This window comes from Pseudomonas sp. HP_01 (assembly GCF_055284355.1).
Genome location: NZ_JBTOPV010000018.1, coordinates 21475 through 46988 on the forward strand (window position 1 = coordinate 21475; position 25514 = coordinate 46988).

Here is a 25514-nt window from a genome sequence, read left to right on the forward strand (position 1 = left end):
CAAGCGCGCTCCTACAGGGGATCTCGGCAAAGCAGGCAATCGTCGGCGTACACAAAATCCGATGGAGCCGGCTTGCTGGCGAACGCGGTGGGTCTGAAACGGAGATGTCGACTGACACACCGGGTTCGCGACCGTCGTAACCTCCGATTGCTCCTACAGTGGATTTGGGTCAGCACCGAGATCCACGTTTAACGCAAAATCTGATCGCTGTTGGATTTGGCCCAAACCCGACACCCGCGTTCGACACAAAACCTGTAGGAGCGCGCTTGCCCGCGAAGGGGTATCTCGGCCGATATGTTTGCATCGGATGTACCTCGCCTCACAGGCCTCCGCATCTTAGCGGATGGCCCGCGTCAGTCCGAAGCCGAATAAGGAGCAACCATGCGCACGCTTGTCTACAGCAGCCAGACCTACGACCGCGACAGCTTTCTTGGCGCGCATATCGCCCCGGACATCGAGCTGCACTTCCAGCCCGCACGGCTGACGCTGGACACGGTGGCGCTGGCCGATCAATACGAAGTGGTCTGTGCTTTCATCAACGACGACTTGAGCGCCCCGGTGCTGGAGCAACTGGCCGCAGGCGGAACACGACTCATCGCGCTGCGCTCGGCCGGTTTCAATCACGTCGACCTCGCCGTCGCCAGGCGATTGGACCTGAGCGTCGTGAGGGTTCCGGCCTACTCGCCCCATGCCGTCGCCGAACATGCGGTGGCGTTGATCCTCTCGCTGAATCGCCATCTGCACCGCGCCTACAACCGCACCCGCGACGGCGATTTCAGCCTGCACGGCCTGACCGGTTTCGATCTGGTGGGCAAGACCGTCGGCGTGGTCGGCACCGGGCAGATCGGGGCCACGTTCGCGCGGATCATGGCGGGCTTCGGCTGCAAACTGCTGGCCTACGATCCGTACCCCAACCCGCTGGTCGAAGCGCTGGGCGCCCGCTATCTGCCCCTCGACGAACTGCTCGCCCAAGCGCAGATCATCAGCCTGCATTGCCCGCTCAATGATCACACGCGCCACCTGATCAACCCGGATTCGCTGTCGCGCATGCAGCACGGCGCGATGCTGATCAATACCGGTCGCGGCGCGCTGGTGAACACCCCGGCGCTGATCGATGCGCTCAAGAGCGGCCAACTGGGCTACCTCGGGCTGGACGTTTATGAAGAGGAAGCACAGCTGTTTTTCGAGGACCGCTCGGACTTGCCGCTGCAGGACGATGTGCTGGCGCGGCTGCTGACATTCCCCAATGTGGTGATCACCGCCCATCAGGCGTTTCTGACCAAAGAAGCCCTCGGCGCCATCGCCCAGACTACGCTGGATAACATCACTCACTGGGCGGCGGGTAGCCCGCAGAATCTGGTGCAGTGAACGCGCGTGCTGCCGGTCACAGGGTCGTCGGCCGCGAGAATTCATCCTCTAAAGTGTTAGCATGCGCGCCTATTTGGAGACCCCCATGGCCGAACACGATTTCCGTTACAGCATGCTCACCCCGCAACACACACTGATCGAATGCCGCAGCCTGGCGGTCGGTCGCTACCAAGTGACCGGCAACGGCGGCTCGATCAAGCCCGACGATGTGCTGCTGGTCACCGTCAAGGGCAGCAAAGAGCTGTTCATGCGCCTGAACGTGGAAAAAGTCCGTCACCTGATCAACCCGACCGGTCAGTGGGTGGCCGTTGCCAACGGCCCGGCGTTCACCGAGCTGGCGATCCATCAGTGGAAAGTCAATTGCAACGACTGCGGCAAAGAGCGCGACATTGAGTTCATGGTCGACGGCAAGGACGGCAAAAAAGCCCTCAAACCTGCCGCCACCGCGCGCATCGAAGAGCTGGGCTGGAAGGTTGTCGGCGAAAACCACCTCTGCCCTGCCTGCGCGAAGAAAGCTGCATGAAACCGCTTTTGCTGACGCTGCTGGCAGCCACGCTGCTGGCGGGCTGTGCGACCAAACCCTCGGCACTCAAGCAGGATCACGGCTACGTGCTGGAATGGATCGGTGAACGGCCGTTGATCGACAACAGCCACCTGACCATGACCCTGGGCAACGACGGCCGCGCCTACGGCAATGCCGGCTGCAATCACTGGTTCGCTCCTTATCAATTGCAGGGCGATGCGATCAGCTTCGGCCCGGTCGGCAGCACCCGAAAACAGTGCGCGCCGGCGCTGATGGAGCAGGAACATCGGTTCCTTGAGGCGATGGGCAACGTGCAGCGGTGGGATGTGTCGCCCATCGAGCAATTGCGGCTCTGGCCTGCCCAGGGCAAACCGTTGCGGTTCTGGCTGGAAGAGGACTGAATGCAGTAGTCCACGGGTATGGCCATCCTGCGCATATAGCCGGATGCCGCAGGATGCTCATGCAGCCCGCGCTTTGGCCGATAGCCCTTACACCGTGTTCCCTAACATTGATGCACGACTTGCCAGGCGTGCCCGAGAGTACGGATTGGACCCTTGGAGCCCACTTGATCAGTATTTTGTCATCGCGCCTTGAGCGGGTTCGACGCTTTGCCCGCACTCGGCGGAGCAAACCGGCGCGTTATGCGGGCGCACTTCTGATAGTGATGCTGTGCTGCGCGCTTCGTTCGCTGCTTCCCTTCACAGCCCTGCCCTACCTGTTTTTCATTCCCGGATTGATGTTCATCGGCTTCTGCTTCGGGGTCGGGCCATCCGCTTTTGGTTGCGTGCTCGCGGTTCTCACTGCCCAATATTTTTTCATCGGCGAAATCGGTTTCAACGACGGGTTTTCGACCTGGGCCAGCAGCGCGAGCTTCGCATTGGTGACCTTCGGCATGTCAGTCATCTGCGCATTGTTCCAGAAGAGCTTGAACGCGCTTTCCGATCTCAATGACCGTCTGGAGCTTGAGGTTGAGCGGCGCACCCTTGAGCGGGATGGCATCTGGAATGTCTCCCCCGACCTGATCTGCATGCTGTCCGAACGTGGCGAAGTCGTTGCGATGAATCCCTCCTGGCAAACCGAGACGGGACACGCGGAACATGCACTGAAAGACGGGGCATTTTTCAGCTTTATCTCTCCTTCGCAGTTGTCCGATGCCTTGCGCAGACTCAGCGAGCTGCCGGTAGCTGAGCTCGATAGCCAGGGCCCGCGCAGCAATGGGACGCCGTTGCATCTGAACTGGCGAATTGCACGTCGCGAGGGGCATTACTTCGCGGTAGCCCGAGACATCTCTCTTCAAAAAGAACGCGAGGAAGCGTTCGAAGAGGTCAGGTCGCAATTACAGCAAAGTCAGAAAATGGAAGCGGTCGGTCAGCTGACCGGCGGTCTGGCCCATGACTTCAACAACCTGCTGACAGTGATCACCAGTAGCCTGGACATGCTCGAACAACGGCTTGCCCAAGGCAGGCACGCCGAACTTCAACGATACGTGGGTCTGGCCCGCAATGCCTCCGATCGCGCCGCCTCCCTCACCCATCGTCTGTTGGCCTATGCCAGGCGCCAGACACTGGCAAGTACGGTGATCGATCCGGCCTTATTGGTTCAGGAGATGGAGGACCTGATCAGCAGGACGCTGACCCCTCGTATAGAACTGGAAGTACTGGCGGCCAAGGACGCGGTGCTGTGCTTTTGCGACGCGCACCAGTTGGAAAACGCGCTACTGAACCTGTGCATCAATGCGCGCGACGCCATGCCGCAAGGTGGCCGGCTACAGATTGAGGTCACCGCTGTGCGCATCGAGCCGGCGCACGCAACCGGGACACTCAGCGCAGGTGGATATGCACGTTTCAGTGTCAGCGATACCGGCACAGGTATGCCGCGCAGCGTACTCGAGCGTGCATTCGATCCGTTCTTCACAACCAAGCCACTGGGTTCCGGCACTGGCCTGGGGCTTTCGATGGTCCACGGCTTTGCCCGACAATCATCCGGGGACGTCCAGATCGAGTCGCAGGTAGGTAAAGGCACGACGGTGAACCTGTTTCTGCCCTTGCATCAAGGTACGGCACCGGCTCCCGGCGTCGTCTCGCCAACTGCGGCCGAGGACAAGGCTCACACGCTGAGCGGCTCCATATTGGTGGTCGACGATGAGGACGCCATCCGCGATCTGATCAGCGAGACACTGTTGGACATGGGCTATGAGGTCGCCAAGGCGGCAACCGCTGCGCAGGCGCTACAGCAGCTAGAGCGACTGCCTGAGGTCAGCTTGCTCATCACCGATATCGGTCTGGAGGGCGGCATGAGCGGCGATGAATTAGCCGTAGCCGCGCTGGATGCGCGACCCACGCTCAAGGTCTTGTTCATCTCCGGTTTCGCCGAAAACAGCATCCCTGCGATCGCCTTGAAAAGCGGCCAAACTGAATTGCTGCTCAAGCCTTTCGCGATGAAACATCTCAAGACGCTGACCCAGCAATTACTGACGTCAGGCTGAACCCACTCACCTTTAGAGCCTGCGAGCAGTCATCGGGTCGCCGGCAATGGCTGGAACTCGCCGCGCTCCAGGTTTTGCACCCGGTTGCCCATGGCGTCTGTCGCGTTGAGATCCGCGCCTTTGGCTGCCAGAGCTTCAAGAACATCCTTGCGATGGAACAGCGCCGCGTACATGGCCGCCGTCTGACCGGCGTTATTGCGTTGGTCGGGTGCACAGTTAGAAGCGACCAGTTGCCGCGCGATGCTAAGTTCGCCTTTGAAGATCGCCCCCATCAATGCCGTGTTGCCCCTCAGGTCCTTGGCGCAAGGATCGGCACCGGCGTTCAGCAGTTGGGTCACGGCAGGTTGCTGGCCGTGATAAGCGGCAAGAATCAGCGCTGTATAGCCTTTTTCGTCCTGTACGTTCAGATCGAATTTGGCATTGATGAATTCGTTGAGCATGTCCTGGCGCCCCTCTCGGGCGGCCTGGAAAAACAGCTCCTTGAGTTGTGCCTGGGTATCGGCGGTGCTGCCGGTGTCTGACGGGCTGGCGTTGGCAAGGCCCGCCGCCAGACACAGCAGCAACGCATGAAAGGTTCTGCGCATGTGATGTCCTCCAGAAGCCCCGACCCGCCGTGCAAGCGGGCCGAGGTGGTGGGTCAGTCTTTCAGTGCAGCGGCCAGTTGCTTGACCTTGCCCAGATCGCCATTGGCAACCTTGGTCACGCCAGTGCCGTACTCCGGATCTGCCTTGTAGAGGAACGACAGCATGATGTCCTTGCTTTCGGTATCGGTGGTCGCCAGGGATTCACCAAAACTCTGGATCAGGTCCTTGCGGTCCTTCTCGCTGTAGGAACGGTACAAGTCGCCCGCCTGCTTGAAGTTTTGCTCTTTCTGGATCTTGGCCTGCTGCGTGCTGCCGGACAATGGCAGTTGGCTGTAGCGCGCCTCTTCAGCCGCCGGACGCGGATTCAACCGGCTTGGCTCGTAGTTCACGCCGGTGGTGGTGTGACCGGTATTCAGCGGGCCGTCCTGGTTGCCGTTGTTGACCTTAACCCGTGGCGCGTTGATCGGGAGGCTCAACACGTTAGGACCGACGCGATAGAGCTGCGTGTCCGCGTAGGAAAATACCCGGCCTTGCAGCAGGCGGTCTTCCGAAGGCTCGATACCCGGCACGACGTTGGCTGGCGCCATGGCGACCTGTTCGGTTTCCTGGAAGTAGTTATCCACGTTCTTGTTCAGGACCATCTGGCCGATTTTGCGCTCGGGAATATTGGGCCAGATTTTGGTGGCGTCCAGCGGGTCGAAGTCGAACTTCGCCAGGTCCTCAGGCTTGACCACCTGCACGTACAGGTCCCACTTCGGAAAGTCGCCCTTGTTGATCGCGCCAACCAAATCGTGGGTCAGGTGGCTGTAGTCCTTGGACTGCACTTCAGCGACCTGCTTGGGATCGAGGTTTTTCAGGCCCTGCAGGCTCTTCCAGTGAAACTTCACATAGTTGACTTCGCCTTTGGCGTTCACCAGTTTGTAGGCGTGTACGCCGTTGCCGTCCATGGTGCGATAGCTGGCGGGTGTGCCTTCGTTGGAGTACAGCAAGGTCAATGTGCGCGTGGCTTCCGGGACGTGGGAGAAGAAGTCGAAACGTCGGGAATCATCATCCAGGTTGGTGCGCGGGTCAGGCTTGAAGGCGTGGACCATGTCCGGGAACTTGATCGCGTCGCGGATGAAAAACGTCGGGAAGTTATTCCCGACCAGGTCCCAGTTGCCGTCGGCCGTGTAGAACTTGGTGGCAAAGCCGCGGGGGTCACGCAGGGTTTCAGGGGAGTGGTTGCCGTGGACGACGGCTGAAAACCGCACGAACACCGGGGTGTGCTCGCCCTTGCGGAAGACCGTGGCCTTGCTCAGGTCAGAGGCGTCGTCGGAAGCAACGAACTCACCATGCACGCCGGTACCTCGAGCATGCACGACACGCTCCGGAATGCGTTCACGATCAAAGCGCTGGAGCTTTTGCAGCAGTTGCACATCTTGCAGGAGAACCGGGCCGTTCGGGCCAGCAGTCTGTGAGTTCTGGTTGTCGCCGACAGCGGCGCCGTTGTCGCGGGTCAGGGTGTCTGCGTAGGCTGCAGAACTGACCATCAGGCTCGCGCCAATCAGGCTGGCTGCGATAGGGGAGCGGGGTAAGTACATCGCGGACTCTCTCTTTTTTTGGTGTTCTGAGAGTGAAAGCCTACGGCTAGAGCCCGCGAATGCTGAATTGGTTCTGACTATGCGTTTGATAGGTTTAAAAATATTGACGGTCAACCGACGGGCATTACCCTCCTGCTCCGCAACAGCTGCTTGCCCACCGCCTGTCCTTTCAGCTCGACACAGTGACAGGTCGCACTGGAAATCGTCACGACCACCGCCAGAAATTCCGGCGTTCATCACTGCAGCAGAGAATCGCCGCTAATCAGCCCCTGTAGGGCGGGTAGTCGACATAGCCTTTTGCATCGCCGCCATAGTAAGTGTCGCGATCCGGCTGGGTCAGTGACCAGCCATTTTGCAGCCGAGCGACCAGATCAGGATTTGCAATGAAGGGCTGCCCGAATGCGGCCAGGTCGATCAGGCCCGCCTGCAGCAGGTCTTCAGCGCGCTCACTGGTCATGTCCCCGGCGAGGATCAATGCGGTCTCGCCCAACTGTGTCTTGCAGTCTTTGAGCAGGTCACGAAGCGCTTGCTCCTGTGCTGCCGAACCTTCTTCTGCCATGAAGAAGTGGGTCTGATCCATCACGTGAACGTAAGCGATGCCGCGCTGCTGCATGCCGGCACAAAGCGCCGAGTAAGTTTCGTCGATCTGCGGATACAAGGGCATGTCGAACAACTGGCCGTACGGGGAAACACGGATGCCCACCCGATCAGCGCCGACTCGGGCGGCTGCCGCATCGACGACCTCGAATACGAAACGCAAACGATTTTCCAGCGTGTCGGCTGAATAACGATCGGTTCGGTCATTCACGAGCGGATTCAGGAATTGCTCCAGCAAATAGCCGTTGGCGCCATGAATTTCCACCCCGTCGAATCCGGCCGCGATAGCGTTTTCCGCAGCTTGGGCGAAATCCTCCACCACCCGTGCTACCTCTTCGGTGGTTAACGGGCGTGGCGTGGATGTAGCCACAAAACCCGGCTCTCCGTCGTCTGTGTAGCCAAAGGCGACTGCGCCTTGTGCTTGTTTGCTGGTAGCGCTGACGGGCGCTTTGCCGTCGATCTGAATGGAGGTGTGGGACACGCGGCCAACGTGCCACAACTGGGCGAACATTTTTCCGCCGACGCTGTGGACCGAGTCGGTGACCAGCTTCCATCCCTTGATTTGCGCATCGGTATAGATGCCCGGATTGAAGAGATAACCCTGGCCCTCACGTGAGATCGGCGTGCCTTCCGAGACAATCAAACCTGCGGTGCCGCGCTGGGTGTAGTGCAGGGCGATTTGCTCGGTCGCAATGTCGTTAGGGGCACGCGAGCGGGTCATCGGCGCCATGACGATGCGGTTGCCAAGCGTTGTGGTGCCGAGTTTGTAGTCTTCAAATAAGGTCATGATTAACTCTCCGGAAGTGAGCGCTGTGGGGCGCGAAGGTTGAATTCGTGGTTGGCGCGGGCGAGCAACTCGATAGCCCGTTGCCGGTTCGCCTCCCCCGGGATCATGGGGACAATCATCATCTGATCTGTCTGATACTGCGCAGCAATGCGCCGCAGTTGCTGCATCGCCGCCGGACCGTCGCCAATAACCACCCGCTTGCGGTTGAGCGTCACGCGCTCGCGGGCTTCAGCGTTGTACTGCGCAGGGTCGACCGCCTCGGGCAGCGTTAACGCCTCGGCTGGCGTGGCGGACTCTGCCCGCAGCAACCAATCGTCAAAACTGGTTGCCAGCCGCTCGGCCTGCTCGATAGTGTCGGCCACTACGGCGAATACAGCGACGATGACACTGGGCGCGGAATGCAGTCTTGAAGGGCGAAAGTTGGCTCGATAATGCTCGGCGGCCAGTACACCTTGCTGATGATGAGGGTTGATGAAGTGGGCGAATGTGAAGCCCATTCCTTCCAGAGCGGCCAGTTCAGCGGTACTGCCACTGGCACCCAGTATGTGCAACTCAGGAAGGGTTGTGATCCGAGGCGCAGCGTAGATCGCCTGCCGCTGATCGCTTGACCCGTCTGTGTCACCAAGGAGCAACGCCTTGAGGTCCTTGAGCTTGGCCGGGAAAGGGATCTGGTGTGTCTTCTCATCATTGAGGGCACGGGTGACGCGTTGATCCGCTCCGGGCGCCCGCCCTACTCCCAGGTCTATCCGGCCTGGGTATAACGCCTCCAGCACACGCGCAGTTTCGGCCACTTTGTACGCGCTGTAGTGCGGCAGCATGATGCCACCCGAGCCAACCCTGATCGTCTCTGTATGGGCGGCAATCTGCATCATCAGCAGCTCAGGGCTGCTTCCCGCCTGAACCCTGGATTGGTGGTGTTCCGCTACCCAGTAACGTTCAAAACCCAAGGATTCAGCGGTTTGCGCCAGCCGCGTGGTGGCCCATAGCGCATCGCTGGCGGTGAACCCGTCGTCTACTGGGGAATGGTCAAGAATGCTAAGTCTCACTGCGCCCTCCGGACAAAGAACACAGCCTATTGGAGAAACGACGCGGGATTTCGGCTAGTTTTTACCGAATGGCATGAATTAAATTCACCAATCATGGTTCCAGGTCAGTCGGTCGAGCACGGGAACTGTGTGGGTCGACGGTTACCGATACCCACGCGCCTGGATGTCGAAAAGACTGGCATAGCGCCCGCCGCCCGCGATCAGTTGCGCGTGGGTGCCTTGTTCCAGAATCCGGCCCTGATCCAGCACGATGATGTGATCAGCATTGCGCACGCTGGAGAATCGGTGAGAAATCAGCAACGTCATGCGTCCCTTGGCGTACTCGCGGAAGTGCTCGAATACGGCAGCCTCGGCCGCAGCGTCGAGGGCGGCCGTCGGTTCGTCCAGAATCAGCAGATCGGCCTCTCGGCGCATGTAGGCCCGCGACAGTGCCAGCTTTTGCCATTGCCCGCCGGACAGTTCCTGCCCACCGGCGAACCAGCGCCCCAACTGCGTGTGATACCCGTTGCTCAAGCGCTCGATGAAGTCGGCGGCGATCCCTTGAGTGGCCGCATCGCGCCAACGGTCCTGGTCATCAAACGCGTCGACGTCACCCACCCCGAGGTTTTCGCCGACGGTCATCTGGTAACGGATGTAGTCCTGAAAGATCACCCCGATGCGCTGGTGCAAGGCCTGTTCGTCCCAGTCCTGCAAATCGCTGCCGTCCAGCAGGATCCGGCCTTCGTCAGGCGCATAGAGCCGGGTCAGCAGCTTGATCAATGTGGTTTTGCCGGATCCGTTTTCGCCCACCAGGGCCAGGCTCATGCCGGGCGTCAGGTGCAGGCTGATGTCGCTGAGCGTGGGCTGGGCGGCCCCCGGGTAGCGGAACCCCAGACCCTCGCAGCGCAGGCCGTCGCCCGGGCGTGCGCCGGCCTTCAGCGTGCCGCGTCCAGGTGCCACCGGTACCTCAAGGTATTCGTAGAGGTCTGACAGGTACAGGCCGTCCTCGTATAAACCCGCAATCGCGCTGAGACTGGCAGTGATGGCGACCTGGCCTTGCTTGAACAGCACCAGGTACATCGTCATCTGCCCCAGTGTGGTCTGGCCGCGCACGGTGTCCATGACCACCCAGGCGTAGGCCACGTAGAACGCGGCAGTGCCCAATAGCCCGAGGACAAAGCCCCAGGCGTCGCGCCGCACGGTGAGTCGGCGGTCTTCGGCGTACAGGCGGGTGAAATTGTCGCGATAGCGTTGCAGCAACAAGGGCGCCATGCCGAAAAGCTTCACTTCCTTGGTGTGGGACTCATGGGACAGCAAGGCTTCCAGGTAATTTTGATGGCGGGTTTCCGGGGCGCGGCGCTGAAACAGGCGGAAGGCATTGCCGGAAAAATGCGTCTCGGCGAAGAACACCGGCAGCGCCCCGACCACCAGGATCAACAGCGCCCACGGGGAAAAATGCACCAGCAGCACCGCGAAGCTGACCAGCGATATGAGGTTTTGCGTAAGCCCCAGGCCCTTCGTGACGAGGCCCAGTGGCCGGGTCGATGCATCCCGTCGCACGCGCACCAACTTGTCGTAAAACGCCGAGTCCTCGAACTGCAGCAGCGAAAGCGTCTGGGCCTTTTCCAGGATCATCAGGTTGACCTTCTGCCCCAACTGCACCCGCAGCAGCGCTTGTTGCATTGAAAGCGCCCGCTGCGCAGCGGCCAGCAGCGCCAGCACGCCCGCCTCGGCCAACACATAACGCAGGACCGGCCATACCGGCGCCTGGCTGCCATTGGCATGGATTTGCATCGCCTGAACCACCGCATCGACGATCCGCTGGCCGATCCACGCGGCAAGCGCGGGCAAGATGCCGGCGATCAGCGTCGCCACGATCAAGCCGCTGAACAGGGGGCGGGATGTCGCCCAGACAAGGCCGACCGCCCTGCCGCTCTGGGTTGAAAATGCAGTCAAACGATTGAACAACGACATTAAAGCGCAGGCTCCGGGTTGTCAGTGACAGGGGATTGTACCGGCTAGTCCGGCACGCTCCGCCGGTCTTGTGGACAGCTTCTGTATAATCCGGGGCTATTCAGGCTTTGCATAGCACTACACGCCACTCAATCAAAGCGACATAACCGTGCAAAGAGAGCCGAGGGACGGCTTTATCGGAAGTGGGAACCCACAGGCAGTGCCCCAGTCCAACTTCACGACGAACCAGCATGGACACAGGACAGTGTTATCAACCGTATTAGTGGTGGAAGATGACTGGCTCATCCGCAGTTTGATCCATGAAATTTTAGAGACGGAGGGTTTCGAGGTCGTAACAGCGGAGACAGGCGACGACGCCTGGGACTGGTTGTGCGAGACCTCGGGAGGTGCAGATCTTATCCTGTCCGACATCCATATGCCGGGTGGCCTGAGCGGTATCGGGCTGGCAAACCGGGTGCAAGCGCATTGGCCCCGCATCCCTGTGATCTTGTCTTCCGGGGGACGGGGGCAACAAATCCTGGAGTCTGGATACGCTCCACTTTTCATCCCTAAACCTTGGCACTCACAAGATATAGGCACCATTTGCCGGCGCGCCTTGGCTTTGGCAATAAACCGAGAATGATCCTGCCGATCCCTGGGGGTTTACGTCGGAGAGTCATTGTTCCGAGTCACAGGGACTCCTTTCCAGACTTCGACCTGGTTCAGGGAACCAGGTGTTTAAAGGCAGGAAGGGTCTAGCGAGCAATCATGCCGGCAGCCTGCTCAGTGGCTTCAGTGGTACGCGTCGCCAGCTTGCGAACCTCGTCGGCAACCACTGCGAAGCCACGACCCGCCTCGCCCGCACGTGCAGCTTCAATGGCCGCATTGAGGGCCAAAAGGTTGGTCTGGCTCGCGATGCTCTGAATCGTCCCCACGATCTGGGACAACTGAGCGATGTTGTGCTCAAGCGTTTGCTGATGCTTGACCTCTGTTTCCCTCAACATCTCCTGCTCGTGCTGCAAGTTGACGTCCACAAGCGCACCGACGACTCGCAGAGGCAGGCCGGCGGGGTCGCGTCTGGTCTGGCCTCGCGCGCGGAACCACCGATATTCGCCGCTTTTCATCTTCAGCCGGTACTCGATATCAAAGGGTGTCTTGCCTGATCTGTCATTCAGATGGGCCCCGAATGCACTGAGGCTTCTGTCCTTGTCATCGGGGTGTAACCTGGATGCCCAGCTGTCCAGCACATCTGGAAACTCCTCGACCGTTTCGAAACCCAGCAACCGACGGAACTGAGGTGACCACCAGAACGGGTTCTTGGGATTCACAGGGTCTCCGGCAATGACCTCCATATCCCAAAGCCCATCCGAGAGCATTTCCCGAGCCAGCTCGAATCGGGTGATGATGACGTCGTGCTCCTGATCCCGCTCCAGTTGGTCATGGATATCCCGGAGCGCGCCAGCGACCCGGATGGGCGTGCCCCGCTCGTCTCGGAGTGTCTCACCCTGTGCATGGAACCAGCGATATGAACCGTCTTTCATGGCGAGCCGGTTTTTGACTGTGTAAGGGGTCATCCCGGACTTGTCGTTGAGATGGCGAGCGAAGGCGTCGAGTGTTGCCTGCTTGTCCTGCGGATGGAGCCGATCGGCCCAACTGGCGAGCACATTCGGAAAATCTCTTTCGTCCTTGAATCCCAAAAGGCTGCGAAATTGCTGCGACCACCAAAAGCGATTTCCGGGGTTAACCGGATCGCCGGCCACCACCTCCATGTCCCACAGACCTTCACTGGACGCGAGATTGACCAGATCGAACCTGATCTCATGGGCTGACGCGGAGGCTGCCGATTCGCGAAGCAACTCGCGGGCATCCTCAAGCTCTCTTTCGAGCTGGCCTATGCGGGATTGGTATTGATCATTGGAGGACTGGATCACCCGCCAAGCATCCAGAACTGCTGGACCTTCTTTGCACTGGGCGACCTCAGGACTTTTGCCGCTCATGATCGACGTCAGCAATTGCTTCAGGGCGCGACGATCACGGCGAAGAAGGGAAAAATTGGGCATGTTGTACAGACTCGAAATGCGTGACGGGCCTCCTCCATGGCACCTTGCCGCTCATATCGTCTTGGGCGACAAAAACTTTATCTGTCTGGCTGAACAAATGGCCGTCAACTCGCTGAAATTGCTCAGTAATAGAGGCCACGCTTGCGAAGTGTGTTGCTAACGGGCTACGCGGAGGAAACCATGGCCAGCGCTGATTTTCTGGCCCCGGTATACCCCGCCTGACCAAGCCGTGACGTAGCAGATGATCACGCCGGAATGATCGAGATCTTGCCGTTGCGCTCAAGGATCGCGTACTTGATCTGCTCCACTCGTTCGAAGCCCTGCTCTATTCTCGCGGCCTCCAGGATGTCGTCTTCCTGGATGCGGGCCTCGTGCATGCGATGGCGCAGGAACGCGCCGTTTTCAACGATGATCGTCGGCCCCCCATCGATCAGCTTGGCCAAGCGTTTGGAGCGTCGTTTGACCAGGGAAAGCCCGATGTCGATCACCATCAACGTCACAATGACCAGAATCGCATTGGTCACCGAGAAGTCATCGCCCAGCAGCGCTTGCTGGGTCGCTTCGCCAATGACCATCAGCAGCACGAAATCAAACGACGTCAGCTCGCCCAATGATCGTCGGCCAGAAATCTTGAAGAGCACCATCAGGGCAAAATAAATCGCACCCGCGCGTAGTACGGCATCCATTGAGCACCTATGGGTAGATGAACTGAGTAACGGGAATATGGCCGCCGCCAACGACACTGATCTGACTTTTGAATAGCCCGATGCCGTCGCTGCGCCATGAGATGAAGAGCGTGACGTGACCGCTCTTGTCGGTGGGGAAAGTAAGACTCAGACCTTGGGGACTGCCCACAGAGCTGACCGGCTGCGGCTGGATAGACTCGATGCTGAAGCCATCCAGCATAGGCTTGCTGATCGACAGCGTGACTTCTTTGCCCGGCTGCCCAGTGGCCTGAACGATCATCGGATTGGTCCCGCCAGCACGGTGGAAACGCTCGTACTGCACCGTCAGATCACCCTGCTCACTCACCGCTTCGAGCAAGCTGAGCGGGCCTCTGGAGAACAAGCCGAGCAATGTCAGGATGACAACCGCCGTCAGCACATACCAGCCAACCCGCTGGAACTTCCAGACTTTGCGCTGCAGCGCCATGTCCTCGGCAACGGGGTGTTCACGGTCCTGCATTTCCTGCTCTAAGAGGCTCATACGCATCACTCGTCGGGACTAGCGATGTGACCGCTTTGGTCTGTGTGAAGTTCTGGTGGGGTGAGCGTGTGCTGGTGATTGGGTGGGGCGTTTGAGACGGTGAGCTCAGCTTTGAGATAAATCCGCGAGCGTCATTCCATCGAGGGCAATTTGAAGAAGCATTGTCAGAATTCTTACGGCTGACTAAACACGAGTGGGTCTGAAGGTCCGCTATCGGCCCAGAGTGTGTAAAAACGGGCCAGTGCAATGTCGGCACGTAGCACCGACGGTTTTTGCTATGTAGTCGCTCGCGGTAAGCCCTGCGGGTCGTCACTCGGGTCTTGGAGACTTTAATAAAGCCCCTACGATGCCAGGTGGGCAACAAAGCCAACCATTTCAGGCTGACAACGCCTTCATTAAGCTGCTGGTGCCAAGGATTTTCATAACTCGCTTCATGTTGTAGGCGAGCAAGTTCAAGCTCATTTCTGCACTGACGCCTTCCAGCCTTCGCGTCAAAAAATGCGTGGCGCCCATCCACTGTTTGAGCGTCCCGAAGGGATGCTCAACTGTGCGCTTTCGGACTCGCATCATGTCCGGCGCGTTGCTCAGCCGGACCTGCATCTCTTCCAATATCGCCTCATGCTCCCAGCGCCGAATACGGCGTTGCTTGCTCGGTGTGCACTGTGTTTTCAAGGCGCAGCCTTGACACTTTGAACTCCAATAACGATGCAGCTTCATGCCTTTCTCGACGCTGGAGAAACGCCATATCAGCGTTTCTCCAGCTGGACATACATAGTGATTGTTCGCCGCGTCATAGATAAAGGCATCGTTGTTAAAACGCCCATCAGCTTTGGCTCCAGAGGTCATTGGCTTGGGCACATACGCGGTGATATCAGCGTTGTGACAAGCCAGGATTTCCTCACCTTTGAAATAGCCTCGGTCGGCCACCACCGAAAGCGAATCTGATGCCATGGCCTCGCGCGCCTGCTTGGCCATTGAACTGAGCTGATCACGGTCGGAACCGACATTGGTCACCTCATGAGCAACGATCAAATGGTGCTGAGCATCGACTGCTGTTTGCACGTTGTAGCCAACGATTCCTGTACCTCGCGTCATCATTGAATGCGCATCTGGATCGGTCAGTGACACCTGTTTATCCGGTGAGTCGTTGAGCCGTATTTCAATCGCCTGAAGCTCCTTCATTTGCACTTTGAGCTTGGCGATTTTCTCTTCCAGCCGCACCGTCTTGGCTCCAGAGGATGTGGGCTCTTGCCGATCCGCAGTATCAAGTGCCGTTAGGTAACGGTTGATGCTCGATTCGATTTCTTCCATGCGCCGCTTCAGTTTGGCGCTGGTGAAATTTCGGTCGCGGTTGTTGACGGCTTTAAACTTGCTGCCATCAATGGCAACCAGATTTTCACCGAATAATCCCAACTGCTGACATAGCACTACGAACTGGCGACAGACGCCTCGGATAGCCTTGCTGTTGTCTTTTCGGAAGTTGGCGATGGTCTTGAAATCCGGCATCAAACGCCCGGTCAACCACATCAGCTCCACGTTGCGTTGAGCTTCTCGTTCCAGCCGCCGGCTCGACTGAATGCGGTTTAGATAGCCGTAGATGTAGATCTTCAGCAGGATCGCGGGGTGGTAAGCCGGCCGTCCAGTATCGGCTGGAATGGCACCTTCAAAACCTAGATTGACCAAGTTGAGTTCGTCGACGAAAACGTCAACTACTCGTACCGGATTGGTATCGCTAACGTAGTCGTCGAGGCTTTCGGGAAGTAAGGTGCCTTGGCCTCGGTGTTCACCTTGGATAAAGCGCTTCATAGGCAATCCCCGCGATAAAATCCTCAGCAATCATAGCAAGGGATTACGGAGTCGTTTCTACATACGCCGGGGCAATCGCATACACCAATGGATGCCTATATATAGAAGGTCCGGGGGCAGCGACTCTGATTGCTCAGCCTCAGGCTCCGAGATACCCTTTCTCCTCCTGACAGATAGGCGCGGCCAACAAATCATGTCTACTTGCTATTCCATTCAAATCACGCCAGAAAGACCATTGCCGGCCTTTTATTGCATTGCTGAACATCTATGGGGAACCGGATGTGATGTTGACTCTGACGGTGACTGCGCAGGTTCAGATGATCACCAATGGACGGAACTGACATTGTCGCTTCGCGGCACATCAGGAGAACGTATCGACATTGACCCGCTCTCGCTCATGCCTCTTACCCTCGTAATCCGTTCATCGCACGCCACCCTCTGCCAAAGAGCGGCCGACTACATCGTATCTGTTTCCGGAGGCACTATCGGCGCAGCTGCTAACGTCAATACGGTATGAGTGCGGGGACACGAGGCTTATAGATTTCCGGCAGGTGAAGAACCTAAAAGTGAACCCCTTGGCGTTTTTACACACTCTGGGCCAACTGCGGACAGTGACCGAATCGTTGCGATCAGCCCAGCGGCGCTCAAGGTCGCGCGCTCGCTGGTGGACCTTGAACAAGCCGACGGGATCAGACGCGAACACAGGGCCGAGGGGCTGCAATATCGGCCAACAATGCTCCAGCCCGTTTCACCCCTTGGTAAGATCAACCAACGGCGTCTGCCGCACCTCAGTCTCCCGCCCATCCTGAATCTCGCTAACCTGCTTCAAGGCTCTATCCACCGCCGCCTTATCCGCCAACAAGCTATAGCTGATGCGGAACTGCTTGTGTTCCTTGGGCCCAATTGTCGGTACTAGATTCAGTGGCCGCTGATAACGGCGGTTATAGGAAAAACTTGTACCCGGCTCCAGCCCTGTGACATAGCCCTGGCCTTCGGTGTCGGTGTTTTTCCACAGGGAAAACACGGGCAGTGTCTGGGTATTGAAGCCGACCGAAACGCCCAGGCTGCCGGCCTTGTTATGCAACACGGTCAACGTATCGCCCTTGGCATCGGCATACGGCACCACGTTGTACACCGTTTCGTCGTAGTCCCTGGTCGGTGCGCGGTAGGTTTGCCAGTCGGGCAGATCGTCCTTGGCCTTGTCGTTGAACGGCGACACCTGTTTCACCGGCGCGGCGAAACGAGCGCCCTGCTCCAGGAACGGGGTGCTGAAGTTGCTGTGATACAGCGCCTGGTATTCCTTCGGATAGTCGCCGTTGTTGGTCAGAGTGTCGTTGAGGGCGAACACGACGCTGCCGGGTTCGGTCACCAGTTCGGTCGCGACCGAGAAGTCGACCTTCTTGAACGCCTGCTCTTCCAGCTCGCCGCGCAGGGTAATGGCGTACGGTGGTTTTTCATCGATATGCAGCGTGACTTTATTCGCAGGAATGTTGGCGGCTCGACCGTGCAGGGTCAGCAGTTCGCCGTTGTCGACGCCGGGGTGGCCGACCCATTCGTATCCACAGCGGGTGACCAGCTCATTGAAACCTTCCAACCAGCCCAGACCACCGCGGCCATTGAGTTCGATGAAAGACGGATTGACCACTTCCTTGACCGGCGAATCCCAGCCCATGCGTACATTGCCAACTGAGGCCTGCAAGACGTTCATTCCGCGAGTCGGCACTACCGAGAGTTTCATCGTGCCGTTATCGATGTCGACGATGCTTACGCCCTCCTGCCGACCGCCGTGCAAGGTGCGCAAGGTAACGCTGAAGGGTTTGTCGGTTTTTATTCCGAGTTGCTGATTGGTGATCTGCCAGCCCTGCACGGCTTTGTCAGTGTCGAGCAGAACGTAATCCCAGGCCATGGCGTGGGAGGCAGCGGACAGTGCGCTGATGGCAACAAAAAGTTTGAGCGGGGTCATGGCGGCAGCCTTTCTTGGAGTTGTGCCATTTTTATAAACGTGATGAAACGTTTCAGCAAGCTAAAAGATGGACACGGTGATGACGCTGATAGCTTATTTCTGCATTTTGTGACCGGCTGAAATCGACCCTAAGATGCTCTTCGCGGAAGGCGGCAATCTGCCAGAAGCGGACGCTGGACAGCCCCCCGCGGAATGAGTAGCGTGCACTCGATACATCGTCTAATTAGAGTTGGCTCATGGTTTCTATCGTTGTTCAAGAAGAGGTTCGAGACCGGCTACGTCGTGCTGAGAACGAGCATGACGTGAAAGTTCTTTTAGCTATTGAGTCTGGCAGTCGTGCCTGGGGATTTGCCTCTCCCAACAGCGACTACGACGCACGCTTCATCTACGTAAATAAACCGGAGTGGTATCTCTCTGTCCGTCTCGAGGAACAACGCGACGTCATCGAGTATCCGATCATTGACGACATGGATATCAATGGCTGGGATCTACGTAAGGCACTCAGGCTATTTTGGAAGTCCAATCCAGGCTTTGTGGAGTGGATACAGTCGACGATAATTTACGAGCATGCTGGCTGTTTCCACGAGCGGGCAAAGGAGTTATTGCCGCAGGTGTATTCGGTGGAGAGTGGCATCTACCACTATCGCAGCATGGCCAAAACCAACTATAGGGGATATTTGCAGGCCCCTCAGGTACCGCTGAAAAAATACTTCTACGTTCTGCGCCCGCTGTTATCGGTGCGGTGGCTTGAGCAGTTTGGTACACCTGCCCCCATAGAGTTTGAGAAGCTGCGCGGTGTCATCGAGCGAGAGTCCGGGCTCCAGCAGGCCATTGATGAATTGCTTGCGATCAAGCGCGCGTCTCCGGAGATGGGGTTATCACCCCAGATCACCCCCATCCAACAATTCATTGAGCGTGAACTGAATCGACTTGAGTCGATTAAGCCTATACGCACCGAGCGCAAAGACGTTGAGCCATTACTTTCGGAACTGTTTCGAACTGTACTCAAAGAAACCTGGGGATGAGGTGCGAGTCTGAGGTGCTCAGGGGGAATAAATCGTTTGAAAAACCGATGACGGATCGTTAAAGCAGTGCGCACCCGTTCACTTGGACCGTCCGCTTTGGGTCGAAAGCAGCCGCTCGCCACCCACATAAACACGGACACCTAAAACAAACATGAAGATCGCCCGGCGGGCAGTCAAAGACACGCGCCGGGCGTTTCAATTCACAACACCTTCAGCACGATTTTGCCGATATGGTCGCCCTGCTCCATTCGCTGATGCGCTTGTGCTGCGTCGGCGAGAGGGAAAACACGGTCAATGATCGGCAGGCATTCGCCTTGACTGAGCAACGGCCAGACATTGGCGAGAACGGCGCGAGCAATCTCGGCTTTTTCCTCAGCGCTGCGCGAACGCATCATCGACCCTGTCACCGAGCCTTGTTTTTCCATCAACGCCAGCAGATTGAAGTCCTTGACGGAGTTGCCGCCCAGAAAACCGATAATGACCAGTCGACCGCGTCGTGCAAGTGACGCCACGTTGCTCTCGAAATAGCTCCCGCCCATGATGTCGAGAATCACGTCCACGCCCTTCTCGTGGGTTAGCCGGGCGATCTCCTGAGCGAAGTCCACCTCGCGGTAATTGATCGCTTCGCCACCCAGTGCGCGGATCCGGTCGCACTTTTCCTGACTGCCGGCCGTTGCAAAAGCCTTGATCCCCAGGGCCTTGCACAGCATCAGCGCGGTCGTGCCGATGCCGCTGGTGCCGCCATGGATCAATACGGTGCAGCCCTTTTGGGCACGGCCCAGTTCGAACAGGTTGGCCCACACGGTGAAGAAGGTTTCCGGAATGGCCGCGGCCTGAATCATGTCGACGCCGTCGGGGACCGGTAACGATTGGGTGGCCGCCACAACGCAGTATTCGGCGTAACCACCGCCATTGGTCAGCGCACATACCTTGTCGCCCAGCTTGAAATCGGCCACGTTTGCGCCAACCCCAACAACCTCACCGGCCACTTCCAGCCCGGGCACAGGGTTCATGCCGGGTTTCATCGGGTATTTGCCCGAACGCTGTATGACATCGGGACGATTGATGCCGGCGGCGTGAACCCGGATCAGCAACTCGTGATCACCCGGCGTTGGCACATCGGCCTGCATTATCTTTAATACCTCGGGGCCACCGGGTTCGGTGATCTCGATGTAGTTCATGCGGTTTGGCACATTCATGGGACACCTTTTGTTGACTAGGCTAATTGTTGAGAGAGCTAAAGACTCTGAAAGCTGAACGTCAAAGACATTCAGCCTTTTTAGCGGCCCATCGAATCAACCCTCGACGGTAAACCTCAGTCCGGCTTTTTCAGTCAGCCGCTTGATCAACGCCTCATTCAACGCCGCCGCTGGCGTCCAGCAACCGCCCGGGGTCTCCTCACGTGTCACATCGAACGCCAACGCCATCGCTGACTCGGCCAACATCTTGGATGTCGACAGGTAGCCCGGATCCTCGTCGCAACTCACGGATGCCTTGAGCACCTGACCATCGGCCAGTTCAGCGATGAACAGCACATCATAAAAGCCTGCCTCAAGCTCCTTCTGTGTCGGCCCTTGCCCCGGTTGCGGATGACCGCCCTCATTAAAGGAGAAGCCCGCCAGACCAGGCTCATCGTCTTCGCTCGGTTGTGCCTTGAGCATCAGCATTTCGTCGTACTGAAAGGACGTGCCCCAAAGGTGCCCTTCCAGCAAGTTTGTGCGATGCACCGCCTTGGAATTGATGCCCGACATGATGAAAGGCCCGACCCAGGTCTGAGCCAGTTCATCCCGGTAGGGGGTCTGATCATCAGGTTGCTCGACACCTTTGAATCCTGGTGTGTAGGCGAATGGATCGGCCACCAGTTCACCAAGCGCAGGATCCTGCGCCGCCGCTGCAACCACTGCGTCGACACTCAAGAACGTGCCACCGGACAGCACGCCTTGCATATTGCGCACGCGGCCCCTGACCCGAGGCGCGTAGCGAGCGAACTTCTTCATGACCTGCTGCTGGGTGAACCATACGCCGAGGTCGAACGGCACCGAATCGAAACCGCAGGAGAACACTAGGCGCGCGCCCGATGCCTGGGCTTGGGCCTGATGGCTGCCGATCATCCGGGCAATCCAGGGGATCTCCCCCGAGAGGTCAACGTAGTCCGTCCCCAACTCGGCGCAGGCGGCCACCAGGTCCGAGCCATAGACCGAAAACGGCCCTGCGGTGGTGATCACGACCCGGGTTGCGGCAACCATCTCGCGCACGGACGCCCGGTCCTGGGCATCGGCCACGATCAGCGGCAGCGCTGCGGCGTTTGCCCAACTGTCCCGAATGGCTTCCAGCTTGCTCAAGCTGCGACCGGCAATGGCCCACTTAACAGCGCCATCGACGCCGTATTGAGCGAAGAGGTATTCAGCGACCAGCCGACCGGTGTAACCCGTGGCGCCAAAAATGATCACATCGAATGTTTGTTTACTCATGGGAAAGATGATTCCTGAAAGCGCCGCGAAGCGAATGCGACACTCTAGCCATCCTGCCTACAAATGATTAGATGGTATGGTTGGAATGGACCTATAACCGCAGAGCATCAATCGTGCGCGACAACGTCACCGACCTCCTGGCCCTCCTGCGGGTCGCCCGTGAAGGCAGTTTTACCAAGGCAGCGGCGCAGCTTGGCGTGTCCCAGCCTGCGCTAAGCCGCACCATCACCAAACTGGAATCCCGCCTGGGTGTGCAATTGCTGACTCGCAGTACCCGCAGCGTCGCGCCGACCGAAGCCGGAGCGCGGCTGATCGACAGCATCGGGCCGCATTTTGACGGGATCGAGTCAGGGCTCAACGAGCTCAGCGAACTCAGCGGCACACCGGCGGGCAGCCTGCGCATCACCTCCATGGAGCACGCAACCCATCTGGTCCTTGCCCCGGCTGCGCTGCAATTGATGACCGACTATCCGGGGATCAAGGTCGAAATCAACGACAGCTACGCATTGGTCGATATCGTTGCAGAGCGCTTCGATGCCGGTATCCGCCTGGGGGCGCAGCTGGCTCAGGACATGATCAGCATGCCTATCGGCCGGGATTTCCGCCTGGCATTGGTGGCCGCCCCCGCCTATCTGGAACACCGTGCTAAACCCCTGACGCCACAGGATCTGACCGAGCACGCCTGCATCAACCTGCGTCAGCCCACCTCGGGCGGATTGTGGGCTTGGCCTTTCGCAAAAAACGGGCGAGAAATCAAAGTACGCGCCGACGGGCATCTGGTGAGTAACAACATTTGGCTCATGCGTGATTTTGTCAGGGCGGGTGCCGGGCTGGGCTACTTCCCGGAGCATCTGATCGAGCAAGATCTGGCACAAGGTCGCCTGGTGCGGCTGCTGGAGGACTGGACTGGCACCGTCACCGGGTATCACCTTTACTACCCAAGCCGGCGCCAACATAAACCGGCTTTTCGTCTGCTTCTGGATGCTCTGCGTGATCAGTCAGGGCGCTGAGTGTCTTCTTTTGGCCGATACCTGACGATCAAGAGCGCTGCCTGCAAGCGACGTCTCCGGAGCGGTACACGTGGAGTATCTGCGCCTAGATCAGCTAGCGGCTGTTGAAAATACCCTGTCTGAACGAAGAGTCAGGACCTCAGCGAAGTTCGATCAGCATATCCAGAAAAGCGCGTACCGCAGGATTGGTGCGACGGCTTTCGGGCCAAATGGCGGTGATATTGTGCCTCTGTACCGCGAATTCGGAGAGTATCGGGACCAGCTCCTTACGCTTCACCCTCGGAGCTGCCATGAAGCTCGCGGCTATTCCTATACCCGTGCCCGCGGCCATTGCTTCCAAAATAGCCTCGCTTGCATCAACGACGACGGACGATGACGGCAGTATTTCGATCTCTTTATCTGCGATGCGAAACGGCCAGCGTAAGGTTTGACCGGTGTTTTGATAGCGTAGGTTCACCGTTTCATGCTCCGCCAGCTCATCAGGATGCTGAGGCGTTCCGCACCTTGCCAAGTAGTCAGGAGAGGCGTAGCAACCGAGCTTGTATGGCAAGAGCCGACGGGACAAAAGCGATGAGTCCGAAAGCTCACCGATCCTTACCGCAAGATCAATGCCTTCCTCGACCAGGTTCACGATCTGGTCGCTTAGACGCAGGTCGATCAATACCTTCGGGTAGCGTTTACGAAACTCGCTGATGGCAGGCGCGATGATATGCAACCCGATGGGAAGTGATGCCGCAATCCGTAACGTGCCAGCAGGCTCGGAGCGTGCTGACTTAGCCACCTGCTCGATCTCTTCTGCATGACGCAACAGCTGCAACACACGCTCATGAATATCGCGGCCTTCAACGGTGAGGGTCAGCGAGCGTGTGGTGCGGGTGAACAGCGACACCCCGAAATGACGTTCTAGGCGCTGGATGCTTTTACTGATCGCCGAGGGCGAAATGGACAGCGAGCGGGCCGCAGCCCTGTAGCTGCCCAGAGAGCCGGCGCGGGCGAATGCGATCAATCCGCTCAGTCGTTCAAATCCGATTGGTTCCTTCATGGCACCATTGAAACGACTTTCAACCTTATTATCAACCTGGCTGATAGGGGTTAACTTAAGTCATCCCCCATCGATAACGAGGTTGTGATGAACGACACAATGAAAGCTGTGCAGTTGCACGAATTTGGCGGCCCTGAAGTGTTGCGCTACGAGGATGCGCCCAAACCCATGGCACAACCTGGCGAAGTGCTTGTCCGCGTCCATGCGGCGAGCCTTAACCCGCCAGACCTTTTTCTACGAGACGGCTATCGTGCCCTACCCCCTGAGTGGCGGCCAGACGCCAAGTTTCCGCTGACTTTAGGCACGGACGTATCGGGAGAGGTCGTCGCGCTCGGGGACGGAGTTTCCAGATTCAGCGTCGGTGACAACGTCTACGCAATGGTGCGCTTTCCGAAAGATTTGATGACTGGCAGCGGCGCCTACGCCGAATACATACGCATCCATGAGACCGAGTTGGCTTTGAAACCCAACGGGATAGACCACGTCCAGGCCGCAGGTGCGCCCATGTCGTTGCTTACTGTCTGGCAGTTTCTGATTGAGCTGGGCCATGACGAGCCAAATCCCTTTCAGTCGTTTCGACATGAGCCAGTCCCGCTGCGAGGCAAGACCGTGCTGGTAAACGGTGCCGGCGGTGGCGTGGGGCATCTGGCAGTACAGGTTGCCAAATGGAAAGGTGCGCGCGTCATCGCGGTTGCCTCCGGTAAGCATGAGAGCCTGCTTCGCGACCTGGGCGCAGAGGAATTTATCGATCACACAATGACGGCCGCTGAAAACGTCGCGAAGGATGTGGATCTGGTGATTGACGCCGTCGGTGGTGCGAATATGGAACGCTTTCTGAGCGTCATAAGACCGGGCGGCGCCCTCTTCCTGGTCAATCCCATGGGTTTCTGCGCGCATAAAGAAGCAGCTGATCTGGGCATCACCGTTTCCTCAACGCAGGTGCGCTCCAACGGTACCCAACTGGCAGAGGCTGGCCGCTTATTGGATAACGGTACTGTCCGCGTGATGATCGACAGTACGTTTGCGCTTGCCCAGGCATCGGATGCGCATCACCGAGCTTCACGGGGAAGTATTCAAGGAAAGATCGTGCTTATCGCCTGAGTTATCAATGCCTCCAATTTCAGAGCCGATCTGTAATTGGGGTCTACACCAAAAAGGATGGCAAAAATGCTCATCGTAGCTGGCTACCTATACGTCTCGTCCGAAGACATCGAGCGATTTCAGGGCGAGTTTCAGACCTTTGCAGTCGCGACACGACAACGTAAAGGAAATATTTCTTACGACGCCGCAATTGAAGACCCAAAATCCGGAAAACTTATTCTATTAGAACGCTGGACTGATCAAGCTGCGCTTAGCGCTCATCTTAACGCCATAGACACCGTACAGTTCGTAAACCGATGGGAGCGGTTGATGCGAGGCGATATTAGAAAATACGACGCTTCGAACGAACGGGATCTTATGACGCAGTAGCAACGAAGCTAACCTTAGGGGCTGCTCCTATTGGTTGGAATGAAGGGCCGCTTTCGACCCAAAGCTGCCGTTTGCTTCCGGCTGAAATCGGCCGAATGCGGACGTCATTCGTCGTCTGACGAAGCATAGATGTCTATGGATAGAGCGATATTACGCTCGCTGAGCAGCCGCATTGTTTGCGACGAAACAGAAATGCCTTCGTTTGATTCACGCATGAACCAACCGCAGAAAATGTCCATCTCGAATCGTTTTGCAAGCAAAGCCCAATCATCTAGGCTCACGTCGATGTAGCCCAAAAGCTGAGAAATTTGGCCATCAAAATCGGCGCTGTCGGTTGGTTCTGCTTCAAGTATCCACGCCCCGGTTTTCTTCACAGCGACCTTGCCGGATGAGGTTGAATATTCGTAGCCCTTGACCCACCCTTGTGTATAAAAGTGGTCGAACAAGCGGCTCAGCTCCTCGGGTATCAGTTCGTCACCAAAGATACGAAGAGCCGCCTTGCACTGGTCTAATGTTGCCATATTCACTAGGTTTCCATGTCAGAGATGACGAGCTGCTG

The 25514-nt window shown here is 58.0% G+C and carries 22 protein-coding genes and 3 pseudogenes; 10 read left to right on the plus strand and 15 right to left on the minus strand.

Annotated elements, in window-relative coordinates:
- Positions 1-381 precede the first annotated feature (381 nt).
- From ACYAR8_RS12115 to ACYAR8_RS12130, 4 genes are all read left to right on the plus strand, one after another.
- Positions 382-1368 (plus strand): 2-hydroxyacid dehydrogenase, encoded by a 987-nt coding sequence (locus ACYAR8_RS12115; protein WP_463580008.1) that lies wholly within the window; start codon positions 382-384, stop codon positions 1366-1368.
- An 85-nt stretch (positions 1369-1453) separates the two neighbouring features.
- Positions 1454-1891: a hypothetical protein gene (locus ACYAR8_RS12120; RefSeq protein WP_065992852.1), complete on the plus strand. Its 438-nt coding sequence runs from the start codon at positions 1454-1456 to the stop codon at positions 1889-1891.
- Positions 1888-2292 carry an META domain-containing protein gene (locus ACYAR8_RS12125; protein ID WP_074892298.1) on the plus strand — a complete coding sequence of 135 codons (405 nt, stop codon included), beginning with the start codon at positions 1888-1890 and terminating at the stop codon, positions 2290-2292. The genes ACYAR8_RS12120 and ACYAR8_RS12125 overlap by 4 nt, the downstream gene beginning before the upstream one ends.
- A gap of 164 nt (positions 2293-2456) precedes the next feature.
- Positions 2457-4376 (plus strand): ATP-binding protein, encoded by a 1920-nt coding sequence (locus tag ACYAR8_RS12130; RefSeq protein ID WP_463580009.1) that lies wholly within the window; start codon positions 2457-2459, stop codon positions 4374-4376.
- A gap of 29 nt (positions 4377-4405) precedes the next feature.
- Here ACYAR8_RS12130 and ACYAR8_RS12135 read toward each other — a convergent pair whose 3' ends face one another.
- The 5 genes from ACYAR8_RS12135 to ACYAR8_RS12155 all read right to left on the minus strand — a co-directional run bounded on the left by ACYAR8_RS12135 (position 4406) and on the right by ACYAR8_RS12155 (position 10923).
- A complete protein-coding gene (locus ACYAR8_RS12135; RefSeq protein WP_463580010.1) occupies positions 4406-4960 on the minus strand; it encodes an ankyrin repeat domain-containing protein in 555 nt (184 codons plus the stop codon).
- A 53-nt stretch (positions 4961-5013) separates the two neighbouring features.
- Positions 5014-6489, minus strand: a complete 1476-nt coding sequence (katB, locus tag ACYAR8_RS12140; RefSeq protein WP_463580041.1) for a catalase KatB — start codon at positions 6487-6489, stop codon at positions 5014-5016.
- A gap of 313 nt (positions 6490-6802) precedes the next feature.
- Positions 6803-7924 (minus strand): alkene reductase, encoded by a 1122-nt coding sequence (locus tag ACYAR8_RS12145; RefSeq protein ID WP_463580011.1) that lies wholly within the window; start codon positions 7922-7924, stop codon positions 6803-6805.
- Between the two features lie 2 nt (positions 7925-7926).
- Positions 7927-8970 carry an MsnO8 family LLM class oxidoreductase gene (locus ACYAR8_RS12150; protein ID WP_463580012.1) on the minus strand — a complete coding sequence of 348 codons (1044 nt, stop codon included), beginning with the start codon at positions 8968-8970 and terminating at the stop codon, positions 7927-7929.
- 141 nt (positions 8971-9111) lie between these two features.
- On the minus strand, positions 9112-10923 hold the full coding sequence (locus ACYAR8_RS12155; RefSeq protein WP_463580013.1) for an ABC transporter ATP-binding protein: 1812 nt from the start codon (positions 10921-10923) through the stop codon (positions 9112-9114).
- Between the two features lie 265 nt (positions 10924-11188).
- Here ACYAR8_RS12155 and ACYAR8_RS12160 point away from each other — a divergent pair, with 265 nt between their 5' ends.
- Complete coding sequence (locus tag ACYAR8_RS12160) at positions 11189-11545, plus strand: response regulator (RefSeq protein ID WP_367948771.1); 357 nt, start codon at positions 11189-11191, stop codon at positions 11543-11545.
- A 121-nt stretch (positions 11546-11666) separates the two neighbouring features.
- Here ACYAR8_RS12160 and ACYAR8_RS12165 read toward each other — a convergent pair.
- From ACYAR8_RS12165 to ACYAR8_RS12185, 5 genes and pseudogenes are all read right to left on the minus strand, one after another.
- Positions 11667-11903 (minus strand): annotated as a pseudogene (locus ACYAR8_RS12165) (methyl-accepting chemotaxis protein); the annotation flags it as partial.
- Between the two features lie 48 nt (positions 11904-11951).
- Positions 11952-12962, minus strand: a pseudogene (locus ACYAR8_RS12170) (PAS domain-containing protein); the annotation flags it as partial.
- 245 nt (positions 12963-13207) lie between these two features.
- Complete coding sequence (locus ACYAR8_RS12175) at positions 13208-13648, minus strand: YetF domain-containing protein (RefSeq protein WP_108120482.1); 441 nt, start codon at positions 13646-13648, stop codon at positions 13208-13210.
- Positions 13649-13655: 7 nt separating this feature from the next.
- Positions 13656-14168 carry a hypothetical protein gene (locus tag ACYAR8_RS12180; protein WP_463580014.1) on the minus strand — a complete coding sequence of 171 codons (513 nt, stop codon included), beginning with the start codon at positions 14166-14168 and terminating at the stop codon, positions 13656-13658.
- 375 nt (positions 14169-14543) lie between these two features.
- Positions 14544-15974: an IS1182 family transposase gene (locus tag ACYAR8_RS12185; RefSeq protein ID WP_463580015.1), complete on the minus strand. Its 1431-nt coding sequence runs from the start codon at positions 15972-15974 to the stop codon at positions 14544-14546.
- 620 nt (positions 15975-16594) lie between these two features.
- Here ACYAR8_RS12185 and ACYAR8_RS12190 point away from each other — a divergent pair.
- Positions 16595-16713, plus strand: a pseudogene (locus ACYAR8_RS12190) (magnesium chelatase subunit ChlI family protein); the annotation flags it as partial.
- A 9-nt stretch (positions 16714-16722) separates the two neighbouring features.
- On the opposite strand, the gene ACYAR8_RS12195 reads toward ACYAR8_RS12190, so the two are convergent.
- The gene (locus ACYAR8_RS12195) at positions 16723-17937 is read right to left on the minus strand and encodes an aldose 1-epimerase family protein (RefSeq protein WP_463580016.1); all 1215 of its coding nucleotides are present in this window, start codon (positions 17935-17937) and stop codon (positions 16723-16725) included.
- A 236-nt stretch (positions 17938-18173) separates the two neighbouring features.
- Between ACYAR8_RS12195 and ACYAR8_RS12200 the strand changes: the two genes are divergently transcribed.
- Complete coding sequence (locus tag ACYAR8_RS12200) at positions 18174-18962, plus strand: nucleotidyltransferase domain-containing protein (protein ID WP_463580017.1); 789 nt, start codon at positions 18174-18176, stop codon at positions 18960-18962.
- 200 nt (positions 18963-19162) lie between these two features.
- Here ACYAR8_RS12200 and ACYAR8_RS12205 read toward each other — a convergent pair whose 3' ends face one another.
- Together ACYAR8_RS12205 and ACYAR8_RS12210 are read right to left on the minus strand one after the other, a co-directional pair.
- Positions 19163-20161 carry an NAD(P)H-quinone oxidoreductase gene (locus tag ACYAR8_RS12205; RefSeq protein WP_463580018.1) on the minus strand — a complete coding sequence of 333 codons (999 nt, stop codon included), beginning with the start codon at positions 20159-20161 and terminating at the stop codon, positions 19163-19165.
- A 96-nt stretch (positions 20162-20257) separates the two neighbouring features.
- Entirely contained in the window at positions 20258-21433 is a 1176-nt protein-coding gene (locus ACYAR8_RS12210) for a saccharopine dehydrogenase family protein (RefSeq protein ID WP_463580019.1), read from the minus strand.
- 110 nt (positions 21434-21543) lie between these two features.
- Between ACYAR8_RS12210 and ACYAR8_RS12215 the strand changes: the two genes are divergently transcribed.
- Positions 21544-22443, plus strand: a complete 900-nt coding sequence (locus ACYAR8_RS12215) for a LysR family transcriptional regulator (protein ID WP_108120600.1) — start codon at positions 21544-21546, stop codon at positions 22441-22443.
- 139 nt (positions 22444-22582) lie between these two features.
- Here the strand turns inward: ACYAR8_RS12215 and ACYAR8_RS12220 are convergent, their stop codons facing one another.
- On the minus strand, positions 22583-23485 hold the full coding sequence (locus tag ACYAR8_RS12220) for a LysR family transcriptional regulator (protein ID WP_073163701.1): 903 nt from the start codon (positions 23483-23485) through the stop codon (positions 22583-22585).
- Between the two features lie 87 nt (positions 23486-23572).
- On the opposite strand from ACYAR8_RS12220, the gene ACYAR8_RS12225 reads away from it, so the two are divergent.
- Positions 23573-24586, plus strand: coding sequence for an NADP-dependent oxidoreductase (locus ACYAR8_RS12225; RefSeq protein WP_108120486.1), 1014 nt, complete (start codon positions 23573-23575; stop codon positions 24584-24586).
- Between the two features lie 66 nt (positions 24587-24652).
- On the plus strand, positions 24653-24955 hold the full coding sequence (locus ACYAR8_RS12230) for a putative quinol monooxygenase (RefSeq protein WP_073163707.1): 303 nt from the start codon (positions 24653-24655) through the stop codon (positions 24953-24955).
- A 104-nt stretch (positions 24956-25059) separates the two neighbouring features.
- Here ACYAR8_RS12230 and ACYAR8_RS12235 read toward each other — a convergent pair whose 3' ends face one another.
- Complete coding sequence (locus ACYAR8_RS12235) at positions 25060-25476, minus strand: DUF4279 domain-containing protein (RefSeq protein ID WP_108120488.1); 417 nt, start codon at positions 25474-25476, stop codon at positions 25060-25062.
- Between the last annotated feature and the right edge of the window lie 38 nt (positions 25477-25514).

Excerpts from the sequence above, each read along its gene's own strand:
- ACYAR8_RS12210 (WP_463580019.1), bottom strand. The coding sequence starts at position 21,433 with ATGAGTAAACAAACATTCGATGTGATCATTTTTGGCGCCACGGGTTAC.
- ACYAR8_RS12225 (WP_108120486.1), top strand. The coding sequence starts at position 23,573 with ATGAACGACACAATGAAAGCTGTGCAGTTGCACGAATTTGGCGGCCCT.
- ACYAR8_RS12230 (WP_073163707.1), top strand. The coding sequence starts at position 24,653 with ATGCTCATCGTAGCTGGCTACCTATACGTCTCGTCCGAAGACATCGAG.
- ACYAR8_RS12125 (WP_074892298.1), top strand. The coding sequence starts at position 1,888 with ATGAAACCGCTTTTGCTGACGCTGCTGGCAGCCACGCTGCTGGCGGGC.
- ACYAR8_RS12145 (WP_463580011.1), bottom strand. The coding sequence starts at position 7,924 with ATGACCTTATTTGAAGACTACAAACTCGGCACCACAACGCTTGGCAAC.
- ACYAR8_RS12235 (WP_108120488.1), bottom strand. The coding sequence starts at position 25,476 with ATGGCAACATTAGACCAGTGCAAGGCGGCTCTTCGTATCTTTGGTGAC.
- ACYAR8_RS12135 (WP_463580010.1), bottom strand. The coding sequence starts at position 4,960 with ATGCGCAGAACCTTTCATGCGTTGCTGCTGTGTCTGGCGGCGGGCCTT.
- ACYAR8_RS12185 (WP_463580015.1), bottom strand. The coding sequence starts at position 15,974 with ATGAAGCGCTTTATCCAAGGTGAACACCGAGGCCAAGGCACCTTACTT.
- ACYAR8_RS12180 (WP_463580014.1), bottom strand. The coding sequence starts at position 14,168 with ATGAGCCTCTTAGAGCAGGAAATGCAGGACCGTGAACACCCCGTTGCC.
- ACYAR8_RS12205 (WP_463580018.1), bottom strand. The coding sequence starts at position 20,161 with ATGAATGTGCCAAACCGCATGAACTACATCGAGATCACCGAACCCGGT.
- ACYAR8_RS12175 (WP_108120482.1), bottom strand. The coding sequence starts at position 13,648 with ATGGATGCCGTACTACGCGCGGGTGCGATTTATTTTGCCCTGATGGTG.
- ACYAR8_RS12155 (WP_463580013.1), bottom strand. The coding sequence starts at position 10,923 with ATGTCGTTGTTCAATCGTTTGACTGCATTTTCAACCCAGAGCGGCAGG.
- katB (WP_463580041.1), bottom strand. The coding sequence starts at position 6,489 with ATGGTCAGTTCTGCAGCCTACGCAGACACCCTGACCCGCGACAACGGC.
- ACYAR8_RS12200 (WP_463580017.1), top strand. The coding sequence starts at position 18,174 with ATGGTTTCTATCGTTGTTCAAGAAGAGGTTCGAGACCGGCTACGTCGT.
- ACYAR8_RS12195 (WP_463580016.1), bottom strand. The coding sequence starts at position 17,937 with ATGACCCCGCTCAAACTTTTTGTTGCCATCAGCGCACTGTCCGCTGCC.
- ACYAR8_RS12120 (WP_065992852.1), top strand. The coding sequence starts at position 1,454 with ATGGCCGAACACGATTTCCGTTACAGCATGCTCACCCCGCAACACACA.
- ACYAR8_RS12220 (WP_073163701.1), bottom strand. The coding sequence starts at position 23,485 with ATGAAGGAACCAATCGGATTTGAACGACTGAGCGGATTGATCGCATTC.
- ACYAR8_RS12115 (WP_463580008.1), top strand. The coding sequence starts at position 382 with ATGCGCACGCTTGTCTACAGCAGCCAGACCTACGACCGCGACAGCTTT.